Here is a 13,066-nt window from a genome sequence, read left to right on the forward strand (position 1 = left end):
CATGGCTAATTGCGACTCTATTTTCAAAGTGTTTGATGAGGATATTATCCTCCATGATACCCGGCGTGATAGCCTGAAAAAATCGCGTAAGGCACTCCGAAACCGCATCAAGGAGTATTTCAAGGAGGAGAAGCCAGACGAAATCAAGCCTAAGTTTTATGGCCAGGGCTCCTTCATGATGGGCATTGCCATCAACCCCATTCCGAAGGTTGTCACGGAGGATGGGAAGGAAGTGAGCAAGCACAAATACGACGTGGATGACGGTATCTACTTCATCGGCAAAGAGTCGGAACGTAAAGCAGTCCAGACCTACCACAACTGGATCTGGGATGCGGTAGATGGCCATACCGATACCCCTCCGGTTGACAAAAACACCTGCATCCGGGTGATTTATCACGACGGCCACAACATCGACCTGCCCATTTACTTTCTGGTCAAAGGCGACGACGATGCTGTGCCCCAACTCGCTCACAAATCCAAGAGCTGGCTGGACAGCGACCCCCGGGAGTTCGTGACGTGGTTCACCGGTATAGCCGACGCGCAGAAAAAGGACCAGCTACGCAGCCTGGTTCGGTACATGAAAGCCTGGGCCGACTACCAAAACAACTCTTCCGGCACCAGTAAGATGCCCCCTGGCATGGTAATGACCATTTGGGCGGCAGAAAACGCCTGCTACAACGAGCGGGACGATGTTGCCCTGCGCGATACGCTGCAAGCCATTCGCGATACGCTCACCGATGCGTTTGAATGCAACCGGCCTACCGTGCCGGCGGGGGAAAATCTGTTGGATGACTATAAGTACGAGGAGTACTTTCTTGGCCGGCTCGATGCGTTTCTGGAGTCAGCTAAACAAGCGGTGAACGAAACCAACCAGAAAACGGCCTGCGGAAAGTGGCAGACTCACCTGGGCCCGCGTTTTCCCTGTCGCCTCGCGGAGGATAAGGACATGGGTGCCCGGGCTTACGGTACCCCGGCCATTATTCAGGAGAATGCGAAAAGTGCCTAGATGATGGATTTCAAACGAGCCCGGCAGCAGGCACTCACGCAGCTGCAGCTGACCAACTGCTGCCGGGTTCTGAGTTCAGGTGAAGTTGCGGCGCGCAAGCTCAAAGAGTTTGTGGAAGTCTGGTTGCTGGATGCGGAAGTATTCGGCCCGGATGATCAGGTCCGGCCGCTGCAGCTGCTGGTGGGACTGCCGGCTGATTTCCCGCTGGTGCTGCCAACCATCTACCTAGAGCGAGCCGACTACCAACAGCTTCGCTACCTGCCGCACGTCGATACCTCGGGCCTGGTATGCACGTTCGACCCGGAAACCGTTCGCGTTAATCCGGAAGATCCGGGGGGCATTGTGCGCGACTGTGTGGCTCAGGCTCGACGGTTGATTGAGCAAGGCCTGGCGGGCACAAATACGTCCGAATTCCAACAGGAATTCATTGCATACTGGGAAAACGAGTACGGAAAGAATGATGAGGTAGCGGGTGGGATTTCCTTAACGGCCACGCCGTTACCAGCTGGCCCCTGTTCACTGCTTCATCTGGCCAGAAAGTTTGGCGGCTACAGATTGATATTACCTGGTGCTGACGCCGACACTACCCAGTTCAAAGAAGTCGTGCAACGGCAGGGCATTGCCATCGAGCCGTGTCCTGCTTTTCACCTGGGCGAGCTGGGAGAGGTTCAGCCGCCATTTGCGCTCAGCAACGGGACGGCGTTATCACTAGTACAACAGCATTTCCCCGGCCAGTTGGCTGCCCTGCAGCAGTATCTGAACGGCGCCACGACGCCCCCTCTCGTCCTGTTTCATAAGCTGCTGGCCGGCCAGGTGCGCTACTTCGGCTGGTGGCATGCCCTGCCCGGACTGAACCGCAAGGGGTTCCGCCCGGGCAAACTCTCCGCCGTCGAGATACTGACCAAATTTGAGCGTCCTCGTCCCGTACAACGCCTCAGCTTTGATACGCTGACCGCACAACGCCTGACCCAACGCACAGCCGGCGAAATACCTGCCAGGAAGTATACCTTGCTGCTGGCTGGCCTTGGTAGTATCGGCTCCAATCTACTGCACTATCTGGCCTCTTTTCCCTTACAGGAAATGCGTCTGGTGGACCCCGAAAAACTGGGTCTGGAAAACGTGCCCCGTCACCTACTGGGCATGGAATACGTGAACTTTGGAAAGGCAGAAGGCCTGCAGCGCTACCTGGAGCAGCAGCAGCCGCTACGCCGGGTAACCATCCGGAAGGATTCCATTGCGCAGGTGGCCCTGCAGGAACCGGCTTACCTGAATGAGTGTGATGCCATACTACTCGCTGTCGGCCGTAGTGCTGTCGAGCAGTACCTGATCGAGCTGCAGCGTCAGGGGGTGCTGACGCGCCCCCTATTCATCCTGTGGGTTGAGCCCTACCTTGCTGGTGGCCACCTGCTGTACTTTCCTCCTAGAAGTGAGGTCAATTATACTAGTCTGTTCGACGATGGCTACTATATCTACAACGTGGTGGCCACCGACGAGTACCGCAAGCCCCAGCACCGGATGCTGTTAAAAGAGGCCGGCTGTCAGACCAGCTACGTGCCCTACTCGCAGGAATATGTTACGCTGTTTTTGAGTCGTGTGCTACCCGAATTGCGCGGGCTGCTGCGGGCACCTTCTGCGGATGCTTGGGCTTACACGTGGCTGGGCAACGAGGAGGCCCTGCAGCAACAAGGCCTGGCCAAGTCAGCATTTGCCAGCGACATGGCGGAGGGTGAGTTAATCAAAACAAAACTGTAGCCCAGCTATGCTCTATCAGATTGGCAAGCATACCATTGTATTTCACGTAGGCGCCTTACGCATCCTGGAACACTACATCCAGCGCGGAAAAAAACAGCCTGAAGCCGGCGGAATAATATTGGGCAAACTCATAGGGGACGAGATCCACATCATGCGGCTGTCAGTGCCCACCCTATTCGACAAAGCATCCCGTTACAACTTCGAGCGCCACGCCCATTCCGCCCAAATTGTCATCGACTACGAGTTTCACAACAGCGGTGGGGAGATGATCTACCTGGGTGAGTGGCACACTCACCCGGAACCGCATCCTACCCCCTCGGGAACAGATAGGGATATGATTCGCAAGCAGTATCATAATAAAGGCAGGAATACAGATTTTCTTCTGTTAGTCATTCAAGGCCTGGAATCAAAGTACGTGGCCATTATGGAAAACGGCCACCTGACTGAATACGCCAGCTGATACGTCAGCAGCAGAGTAAACGCGCAACTGCCTTGACTTTTATGGGCTGAGGGCCGTATCTTTATAGAGTAAAAAATAGGGGAAGCCTTTCGGCTCCCCCTACCATTACTTCCAGTGTTCGAGCAGCGCCACGGCGCTTCCGCCCACCAGAAACCCCAACAGCCATTTGACCAGCTCCTGGGGTATGCGGAGTTTAAGCGTGAACTTAAAATCCGTTTCAGCACGTTCCTTTTCCATCTTGTCCGAAGAAGTTAAGGTGTGACTGCACCCACTTCTTGAAACCCTGGAGGCCCCCCAGCCCTCAGGGTTTCGCCGTTTATAGGCAACCGAGTTGGCGGGGTGGATACCGTGCGTTACCCCTAAGATACAAAGAAAAAACCGCATTTTCAGGCTGAAAAGGCGGTTTTTGTTCATTTCTGGCACCCTCCAGCAAGTGTATTTAGCACATTGGTATCAGGTGGTTGCGGCGGCTTCCTCAATGGATTCCACGAACTTAATGAGCGCAGTAATATTCCTGAAAATCAGAAAGCTTTCCTCTCGATTCAATAAACTGTTGTCGTGGGCCAGACTCTCATTGTTGCGCACGGCGTTGAAAGAGGAAAGCAAATTGACAGAAAATTTCAAAATCTTCAGTGACATATCGGACGTGATTCTTCCCGTGCCCTCTAACACGTTGACATACTTGCCAAAAACTGCATTCAAGGTTTCCTCTCGGGTAGTAGGAATGCCCCGATTACTGCATAGCTGCCGGAAGTATTTAATCAAAAAAGTATGCAGCCGGTCTAACCCCGTAGCCGGCTCACCTCGTTCGATACTCTCTACTACCTGCCTCGCCAGCAACCGGAAATTATCGTCGTAGGTCACCGCCTTTAGCTCCTGCAGGTGCTCTGCTCCCTCAACACCTAATAGCCGCTCATACGTCTGCTGGGAAGCTATATACGCCTCTTTCTCATCCTCAGGTATCTCCTCCTCGCCGCCTTGCTGCTCCCAGTACTTCGGAACAGCTGCCAACAGTTCTCGGAGCACAGTACCAACTACATGATCCGGCTCCTGGCGCCAGAACACGCGGAGCCTGTTTGCCTTGGAGGTGCCGTTTTCGCTGTATTTTTCATCTAAAATATTCAGGCCCACACTGCTCGCAACCAATGATTGGAGTGTCCCATTATTAAACCCGAGTACGAACCCGGTGCTCATGCGGAATAGCTTTTCCAGCTTCGTTTTTTCCTGGAATTGTAGGCTGGACATAGTTAACTGGGTTTGAAGGGCCAATGCGGCTGCTTCAAATCTAGGCATAAGCTGAATCATGCCGGCACGCTCATTTAAGGTAAAGCCCGGTATAGCTTAGGCTACTCCTATGTGCTGGTGGCCGACGTAGTGTACCATATGCCGCCGCAGAAACGCGCCCAGCTGTGGTAAGCCCAATTGCTCGGCCAAGCTCAGGCTGCGCTGGTAGTGGGCGTGGGCGTGGTTGATAGCGGGCTGGTGGTCCTCCCGGTCGTCGTAATACTGGCTGGCCAGGTGAATGCCAGCCAGACATTCCAGCAGCGGCTGCATGGAACGGCCCTGTTGGTTGAGCGTGGCCAGCGCGTGCACGATGGCGTAGCAGATAGCCGCTTTACCGGCTGCTACCTCCTCTACTTGGTCCTCATCCCATACCTGCTGCTCGGTGCATTCCCGCTGCAGGCGCTGCGCCTCCGCGTAGCGGCATTGGCACCGGTGATAGTACTGCCAGAAATCCTGCTCAGGCGCAAATAGCCGTGACAAGGCTCGAACGGCGTACTCGTGCAGGGTAAGGCAGTCAGTGAGCTGCTGGCGGGTCGGGCCGCCCTCTTGGCTCAACAGTTGATCGGCCGTCAGCACGAAGCGAAAGTAGAGATAGTTGTTGACCGTCAGTTCATCGAGCTGGCTAGCACTCACACCGGGAAACAGCGGGGCCAGAAGCGGCGGCAACTCTAGGTAAAACAGGTAGGTCTGTAACTCCATTTCACTACCAAGTTGCTCCTTGAAGCTGGCGCTTAGGGGCAGAGGGGCAAGATGCTGACGCAGTACCTGTAATGACATAATTGGAGAGGCGCGGGAAGGAAGATCGACTATCTGAACGGCACCGCCTTCCCCTCAAATCCGGTTGGTAGGTGCCTGCTCGTCAAACTTACAGACAAATTCGCATCGCAACTATATTTAGTCGCATACACTATTCACAAACTTCTCATTTTGTTAGGTCTAGTCAATACGTAGCAGGGCTTTATGTCGTGGTTTTGGTAATAGCTGAAGCCCTGTCAGCAATCGTTAACCAAGGCCAATAGTCTACCATCCTGGCGGTAAATCAATAAACTTATTAGGGATATCAGGGGCGGGATCTGTATTAAGAAAACCGCCCCTGGATAGCTCGGCTTTTAAGTTCTGACAATGCACGGTCAACTGTACGTAAGTGCGTAACAGCTCCCGTAAGGGCCTCGATTTGTTCAGCCAGTACCTCCTCTGCTCGTTGCTGGCTGGATTCCAGTTGCTGAACATACTTGACCTGCTCGGCTTGGTGGAGTTGGCCTGCAGCTTCCTGCTGTGTAATGCTGACTTCTTCTGCTGCAAGCTGCTGCTCCAGTTTTGCAAGCGATTTTTCTTCAAGTCCAGCAGCCTGCTCCTGCTCTGCCAGTCGATGGTTAGTTGTTCGGACTCGATGAAATGTTTCTCGTCGCTGCTCCAGCTCTGTTCGTCCTCGGCTAAGCGTACGGCTTCGCTCTCGTTCTTCTCCCAGAGCATCTTCAAGGAGTCGGCGAGCTGGGTCAATTCGACGCCTAGCTTCTGCACTCGCTGCTCCACTGCCTGATGAAAGGTCATGTGCTTCTGCTGCAAGCAGACGTCGTACTCGTGCTGTAGCTGTGCTAAGATCTTGCTGCTTTCCTCTAACTGCTGATTGCTCGCGGATAAGTCGGATTTCTTCCTCCTCAATTGGTCCAATGACTCGTTCCGCCTCTGCTCGATATTCAGCTTGATACGCGCGGTCCTCGTCTGCCTGAGCTGCTGCATCCGCTCGGTCCGCTGCTGCGTCCGCTGCACTGTTCTTGCGTTCCTCTGCTGCTCGAATTCGCTCACGTTGGGCAAAGAAGTCGCGGACACCAGGCTCTCCCATAAATCGTTGAAGTGCTCTAATTCCTTCTCTAAGCTCGAAGAGCTGGCATTCGTAGGCTTCGGTGCCAGCTGCTGGTATCTCGTGTAGATTCCCTCCAGCCAGGCCCGCTGCTGGGGATGCATTAAGTCCAAAGGGGGGATGCTGTTCTCGCTCATGATGATAAAGCCACTTTCGGTTGCCGACCCCATCCAGTATGCGCGCAATTTCCTGGTCGGATGCAGCAATAGGAATTGTGATTTCCAGCGTATTGAGTTGCATGCGCTGCAGGCCGACGAGTTTATGATAGTCGACGGCGTGGGTGACGTGGATTTCTATTAGAAGTAATGCGCTACCCTGGGCATCAGTAAAGGTGATATCAGGTCGGCAAATCAACTGGCGGCCGTTGGATGGCTGCTGCAACTCGTGCTCCGCCAGATAAAATATGCGCCCATCCGGCGCCGCAAAGAAGGACCTTTCCGCCAATACCTGCGCTGCCTCTAGCGGTTGCGCCCGACGCAAAACCGGTAGTCTACCCTCATACCCAGGAGCCGGGTAGGGCTGCACATCCGGAACCATCACCCATTTTCTTTCCAGCAACAGCCGCTTTGCCTGCTTGTGGGCATGAGACTCGTCCTGGTAGTCGCAATTCTCACCTGGGGCCCAGAAACGGGCCTGATGACGAAAATAGGGTGTTCGTTTAGGGCCTTTGCAAAAGGACAACGGCCGACGACAGCCACGGCAAAAGTATTGTACGTCTCTGGCTTTGCGGGCATCGGCAACATGCACGATCTGCTCCTGATCGTCCATTGCAAATACGAACCGGCGCTTCGCCAAAGAGTGTAGATGAATGCTCATGCGAAACCGCTTCGCGCGGAAATGTAAAAATCAACCACCTGGTAAGGCATGAAGTACCGAGATGCTACCACTTCATATTTAGACTAATGCCGTGCGCTGCGTGCTGGCCAGTCTGAAGCAACACAACCTCTGCTAGCCCAAGCAGCTGTCCAACTTGTTTGAGGGCGCTGAGGCGCCTGCACGTGCGCAAATTGTCAAACCGTTTCCGGAGGTGCAGGACAGCGCTTATTAAAATTCACCCCATTGACACCCAGACTTAACTACCGGCACAAAGAGCCTGAGGCAAGTAGGGAACGACTACTCAGTTGAAACAAACGCTTCCTTGCGTTTCCTTTCTTGTTGGTCAACTATGGTGCTGGTCGCTACATCAAGCATCATCCCTACGTAGACTTGCTCCCCTGCGTTTTGATCTGATTTTGTGAAACCTAAGAGCGTAACACTCGAACAATCCGCTGCAAAAGGCTTCTCGAAAGTTACCTTGAAAGTACGCGTTTGGTGGGGCTTAAATGGAAGTTGATAAGTGGCGGTAGTTGCGCGTTGCGCTCCAGCCACGTAGTGCAGATCTTGACCCGTGCTGGTCGTTAGGCTACTACCGCCCAGCTCATACACCCGACTGAACCGGTTAAAACTTGTATTAGCAGCGCCGGCCCCTTCCCCGAGGTTGAAGCATGCCGACTGCAACCGAAAGTAGTCCGGAATCGGAGCCTGCATTGGCTTATCATAAGGATTGGTCATATCAAAGGAAAACGTCAGTAGCTTTCCATCTAGAAAGGATGGGGCAGAATAGGCATCCTTTTGCAGTTGAAACGCCTTCTTGACTGTTTTAAATGCTACGTTATAAACACGCACTTGATAGTAGTAGGGGCTACCCGGAAGATTTTCTACAGCATGGGAATAGTCAGTCTGTACCGTGTCTGCTGGCCATGACGTCACGGCTGGTTCGCTTGCCGCAGGAACAGCACTGGTAAAGTCAGTAGGTTCGGAGCTACAGGCGGCAACCAGCAGCAATAGCGGAAAGTATTCGTAGCGCACGTTTGAGAACTGAAAATTAAGTTGAGCTTTCTTACTGGTGGGAAAGATGTTGAATAAGGCGCCAATTAGTGCCTTTGCCATCGGTATAGGGGTAGCGCAAGAGTAAGAACAGAAATTCCCGTTAAGGCAGTTGGGCGAGCTGTTCTTCCAAACTGGTCGGGTCGCGTAGCGGACGCAGCTGTCCGGCGGCAATGCCTTCAGGCAAACTAAAATCGTAGCGGCCCAGCATGTTGATGTGCTCGTGCAGCAAGGGCGAGAGGCGTGCCACGTCGCCCGGCTCCGGCGGTCCGTCCACGGCTTGGTGGTGTTCCAGCGCTTGCTGCAGATAGCGGGTGTTCCACAGCACCAAGGCGTTGACGACCAGCCCGAGGGCTCCCAGCTGGTCTTCCATGCCCTCGCGGTAGCGCTGGCGCAGTTCCCCTTTCTTGCCATGGAATACCGCCCGGGCCACCGCGTGCCGCCCCTCGCCCCGGTTGAGCTGGACCAGGATGCGCCGCCGGTAGGCCTCGTCCTGCACGTAGGCCAGCAGGTAGAGCGTTTTCTCCACCCGCCCGACTTCGGCCACGGCCCGCCCCAGCCCGGAGAGGGTACCGGCCCGTTGCAGGGTGCGCATCACGGCCGTGGCCTTGACCTTGCCGAGTTTGAGCGAGCCGGCCAGCCGCAGCATGTCGTCCCAGTGCTCGGCGATGAGCCGGGCATTGACCACGTGGCGGCTCAGCGCGTTGAGCGGCCCGTAATCCGCCTCTTTTTCCAGGCGCCAGAAGCGCTGGTCCGGCAGGTCGGCCAGGCGGGGGCTGAAGCGGTAGCCCAGCAGCGAGAACAAGCCGAACACCACGTCGCTGTAGCCGTGGGTATCGGTCATGATTTCCCGCGGGTCCAGGCTGGTTTGTTGTTCCAGCAGCCCGGCCAGGATGAAGAGCGAGTCGCGCAGGGTGCCAGGAATGACGATGCCGTGAAAGCCCGTGAACTGGTCGCTGGTAAAGTTGTAGTAGGTCACCCCGCGCTGGGAGCCGAAGTATTTGCGGTTCCAGCCAGCGTGAATCGTGCGCACGGTCACCACGAAGCGCATGCCGTCGGCCGAGGCCACTTCCCCGCCGCCCCAGGCCTGGGCCAAGGGCAGCCGTGCCTGGGCGTCGACCAGCTGGGCGTTGGCCGCCGTCAGGGTTTCCACCCGCAGGTAGTTTTGCTGTACCCAGGAGAGGTGTGGCAGCGTCAGGGCCGGTACGTCCGCCCGGGCGACGGTCTTCAGGCCGATGTTGCAGGCCTGCGCCAGCAGCACGGCGCAGATGCTCTGTGGCAGGTCAGGCGCAGCCGGCTGCCCATCGGCCACGTGGGTAAACGCACGGGCGAAGCCGGTGAAGGTGTCCACTTCCAGCAGCAAGGCGGCCAGTTCCACCTGGGGCAGGCGCTGGGCCAACTGCACCCGCAGTGTACGCAGGCCGTCCGACTCGGTTTGGGCGGCCAGCGCGCTGACGCTCACGTAGGGCTGTCCGTCTCGCTCCAGCACTTGCAGGGCCGTGTTGTGGGGCAGGTTCGTGCTCACCTCCGTGTAGGCCGCCACCAGTTGTTGCTGCCAGCAGGCTAGCTCGACCTGCGGGTCGGCAGAACGCCCCAGGGCCCGGGCCACCGAGTCGCGGACCTGCTCCCAGGCCTCGCCGCGCAGCAATTCGGCGCGCGGGTCGCCGTAGCGCTCGCTGCGGCGCACGAACACATCGCGGCGCCGCAGCGCCTGGTGCAGACGCTCCACCACGCAGAGCGTGTAGGCGGGCGGGTGGACCTGGCCTTTGGCCGGAAACACCCGCCGCGCCCACCGGGGCGGCACGACGGTGCGCGGGGCCGCGGCCCACTTCGGCTGGCACCGGCCGCCGGCTTCCTGAACCTGCAGGAACCGCCAGGCATCGAGCAGGGGCTTGGCGGCGGGTGTGCCCTCGAACACGACCCCGCGCAGCAACGCCGGCAGAAAGCGCCGCACCGTGGCGTAGCGCGTACTCAGGGCTTGTACCAGCGGGTCCTCGTCGCTGCGGGCCAAACTGTGTACCGCATCCGCCGCCTCGCGCAGGGTGTCCTTGCTGAAGCGGTCAAGCACGTGCTGGCGCAGGGACGCAGCCGGCACGGCGTCGTCGAGTAGCAGGCGCACGGCCTGCTCCAGTACCAGGGCCGCCTGGTCCAAATCCTTGAGCGAGCGCAGGCGCTCGCGGCGGCGGGTCGTTTCCCCGCTTAGGGCCAGCGTAGCCATCAGCCCGTCGAAGAGGTCGAGCAGGTCGTCCGTAGCCGTGCGTTCGAGCGTTTGCGCGAACACGAGCAACGTGGCCAGGCGGCGCTCGTCGCTCATGCGCCGCAGGGTCTGGGCCCAGGCGGACTGCGCGTGCCGGGCCAGGCGCGCCAGCCGGGCTTCGGGTAAGTCCTGCACAGGCACCTCGCCCACGCCCAGGGCCCGGATTTGCTCCAGCCGGCGCAGGGCGGCCACCAACGCGGGGGCCGAAATCCGGGTAGGGGCCGTGCGTAGGACTTCCAATGGGGTGAGGCGCTCCCCCGGCTCTACCTGCAGCAGCGCTTCCAGAGCCGCTTGCTGCACCGGGCTCAGGCGAGTACGCAGCTGGCGGTAAAGGTGACGCCCCGTGCGCTCGCGTACCCGGGCAATCAGGCGGGCCAGCACCGTGACGCCGGGCAGCACCACGCGCTGGGCCACCAGGTGGGCCGTGGCCAAATCGAAGAGCACGCTCGGCCGTACGGTGCTGGTGGCCACCTGGGCATAGAGCCAGCGGGTGAGCCGAAAGGCCTGCTGCCCATCAAACGCGTGGTACTGCAGGTAGGCCTGAATCAGAGGCTGGTGCTCGTAGCCGGTGTTGGGCCGGTTGCCGTACGGCGCCAGTTGCTCCGGCGCCAGACCGAGTTGACGGGCCAGCGTCTGCACCACGACGGGCGGCACCTGCAACGGGTTGACCAGAAAGGTGCCCAAAAACCGCAGCGTCCCCAGCTGCACGGCACAGCCCAGGCGGGTGTGCGGCAAGCGCCGCGCTGCCAGAAACTGCTTATCGGCCGCACTCAGATAGAAGAACCGGGTGAGCTGCTCGGGGCTGGGGTCGGCGTGGTACTGACCGTAGCGCGCGGCTTGCTCGTCACTGAGAAACTCGACGGGCATACGCGACGCTTACGGGCTGGCCGGGCTGCCGCCCGTCGGAACGCCCAGGTGGGCGAGGTAGCGGTAAATGGTGGCCCGGCCGACGCCGAGCAGCTGGCCGATTTCGGCCACCGTCTTGTCCTGCTGCAGGTAGAGCGTTTTCGCGGCTTGCGCTTTCGATAAGGCTTCTTTGGAAAGTCCCTTCGGTCGCCCGCCCTGCCGGCCGCGGGCGCGGGCGGCGGTCAGGCCGGCTTTCGTTCGTTCCCGGATAATATCGCGCTCAAACTCGGCCAGCGAGGCAAACAGGTTGAACATCAGCCGGCCCTGGGCCGTCGTCGTGTCCAAGTGGTCCTGCAGGCTGACGAAGTGGATGCCCTTGTCCTGAAAACTTGTCACCAGCGTGACCAGGTCTTTGAGCGAGCGGCCCAGCCGGTCGAGCTTCCAGACCACGAGCGTGTCGCCCGGCCGCAGGCGGGTCAGCAGGTGTTGCAGCGCCGGACGCTCTTTCACGGACGATACTTTTTCCTGGGCTACCTCGGTGCACCCGTAGGTTTGCAAGGCATCGGTCTGCAGGTGTAGCTGCTGGTCGGGGGTACTGACACGGGCGTAACCGAAAATCATAGGCGGTATTCTCAGGAAGTCAATAGACGCAAAGATAGTGAGCCGTTGATTTATGAGAACACCACATGAGACATTTATTCCCCGTCTCAGGTACATCCCAAACTACTTTGACCTCTAGGCCGAAAAAACGGCCGTTTTCCGAGACACCCTAACCTGCTAGAATCGACTAGCCAGCCTTAGCGTTGTTTTCCGTTCCTACTCTGGTGCAACCCCCGCACCCGCTAAAAGCCGCCGCCATAGTCTTGGCGTAAATTTCTGTTCTTGCCCTTGCGCTACCCCAACATCCGGACCGCTGGTGCCCCTGCAACCACGGCCGATGAGGCCATGCGGACCTGGGGGCATCAGCGTACGCTTGGTGGCCAAAACGACTGCCCGGTAAAGGTGCCGGTACCCGCCACCGGGTTTACTTTGTTGTTCACGCTAGCCGTACGCCGCCATTCACTGTTCCTACGCATGAAACTACGTTCCCTGTTGCTGCTCGCTTGGCTTGCCGCTGCCTGCCAAAGCCAGCCCGACCGCGCCACCGGGCCGGCCACACCCCCAGCCAACGCCGGGCCGCCCGCGCCCGCACCGGCCCCCACGGCTCCGCTCCGCTCGGCAGCCGGCCCGGCCAAGCTGGCCCTGACGGCTAATGCGCTCCAGATAGTGGATACTGAATCGGGCTCCACCCGCGCCATCCCCCTGGGTCAGCCCTTTGCGCAGCTGGTCCGGACCGTGACGGCGGTGCTGGGGCAGGCCCCCGCCCGCGTGGGCGTGAACGGGGAATGCGGCGCCGGTCCGCTCAAGATGGCCACCTGGGCCAACGGCCTGACGCTGGCCTTCCAAGAAAAACCCCGCCGCGCCGGAGCCGCCGGCCGGCCGTGGGAGTTTGTGGGCTGGGCGCTCTACTCCGGCCGGAGCGCGGGCCCCGCTCCAACCACCGTAGCCGGCGTGGGCCTCGGCTCCACCCGCGCCGAAATGGAACGCGCCTACGTCATCACCGTAATGGAATCGACCCTGGGGCAGGAGTTCTCCACCACCTCGGGCCTCTACGGGCTCTTCGACGGCACCGGCCCGCAGGCGCGGGTGGCGGCGCTGTGGAGCGGTACCAGCTGCGTGTTCCGCTGACCCGGG

General features: G+C 58.7%; 11 protein-coding genes. 4 read left to right on the plus strand and 7 right to left on the minus strand.

Annotation, left to right across the window (positions count from 1 at the left end):
- Position 1: 1 nt before the first annotated feature.
- Genes CHB83_RS18730 through CHB83_RS18740 form a run of 3 tightly spaced genes read left to right on the plus strand, consistent with a single transcriptional unit; the run spans position 2 to position 3,218 of the window.
- A complete protein-coding gene (locus CHB83_RS18730; RefSeq protein WP_089333731.1) occupies positions 2–1,006 on the plus strand; it encodes a CBASS cGAMP synthase in 1,005 nt (334 codons plus the stop codon).
- On the plus strand, positions 1,007–2,758 hold the full coding sequence (locus CHB83_RS18735; RefSeq protein WP_089333732.1) for an E2/UBC family protein: 1,752 nt from the start codon (positions 1,007–1,009) through the stop codon (positions 2,756–2,758).
- 7 nt (positions 2,759–2,765) lie between these two features.
- Positions 2,766–3,218 (plus strand): Mov34/MPN/PAD-1 family protein, encoded by a 453-nt coding sequence (locus CHB83_RS18740; protein ID WP_089333733.1) that lies wholly within the window; start codon positions 2,766–2,768, stop codon positions 3,216–3,218.
- A 105-nt stretch (positions 3,219–3,323) separates the two neighbouring features.
- Here CHB83_RS18740 and CHB83_RS24240 read toward each other — a convergent pair whose 3' ends face one another.
- From CHB83_RS24240 to CHB83_RS18775, 7 genes are all read right to left on the minus strand, one after another.
- Positions 3,324–3,455, minus strand: coding sequence for a hypothetical protein (locus CHB83_RS24240; protein ID WP_257883430.1), 132 nt, complete (start codon positions 3,453–3,455; stop codon positions 3,324–3,326).
- A gap of 216 nt (positions 3,456–3,671) precedes the next feature.
- A complete protein-coding gene (locus tag CHB83_RS18745) occupies positions 3,672–4,463 on the minus strand; it encodes an abortive infection family protein (protein WP_143437191.1) in 792 nt (263 codons plus the stop codon).
- 96 nt (positions 4,464–4,559) lie between these two features.
- Positions 4,560–5,279, minus strand: a complete 720-nt coding sequence (locus tag CHB83_RS18750; protein ID WP_089333735.1) for a hypothetical protein — start codon at positions 5,277–5,279, stop codon at positions 4,560–4,562.
- A gap of 301 nt (positions 5,280–5,580) precedes the next feature.
- Positions 5,581–7,179, minus strand: coding sequence for a DUF7828 domain-containing protein (locus CHB83_RS23605; RefSeq protein WP_143437192.1), 1,599 nt, complete (start codon positions 7,177–7,179; stop codon positions 5,581–5,583).
- Between the two features lie 297 nt (positions 7,180–7,476).
- Positions 7,477–8,292: a hypothetical protein gene (locus CHB83_RS18765; RefSeq protein WP_089333738.1), complete on the minus strand. Its 816-nt coding sequence runs from the start codon at positions 8,290–8,292 to the stop codon at positions 7,477–7,479.
- A 40-nt stretch (positions 8,293–8,332) separates the two neighbouring features.
- Positions 8,333–11,353, minus strand: coding sequence for a Tn3 family transposase (locus CHB83_RS18770; RefSeq protein ID WP_089333739.1), 3,021 nt, complete (start codon positions 11,351–11,353; stop codon positions 8,333–8,335).
- Positions 11,354–11,362: 9 nt separating this feature from the next.
- Positions 11,363–12,049, minus strand: coding sequence for a recombinase family protein (locus tag CHB83_RS18775; RefSeq protein ID WP_394340158.1), 687 nt, complete (start codon positions 12,047–12,049; stop codon positions 11,363–11,365).
- Positions 12,050–12,220: 171 nt separating this feature from the next.
- Here CHB83_RS18775 and CHB83_RS18780 point away from each other — a divergent pair, with 171 nt between their 5' ends.
- Complete coding sequence (locus CHB83_RS18780; RefSeq protein ID WP_089333741.1) at positions 12,221–13,060, plus strand: hypothetical protein; 840 nt, start codon at positions 12,221–12,223, stop codon at positions 13,058–13,060.
- The last annotated feature ends 6 nt before the right edge of the window (positions 13,061–13,066 follow it).

Source organism: Hymenobacter mucosus (genome assembly GCF_900188255.1).
Taxonomy (GTDB): Bacteria; Bacteroidota; Bacteroidia; order Cytophagales; family Hymenobacteraceae; genus Hymenobacter; species Hymenobacter mucosus.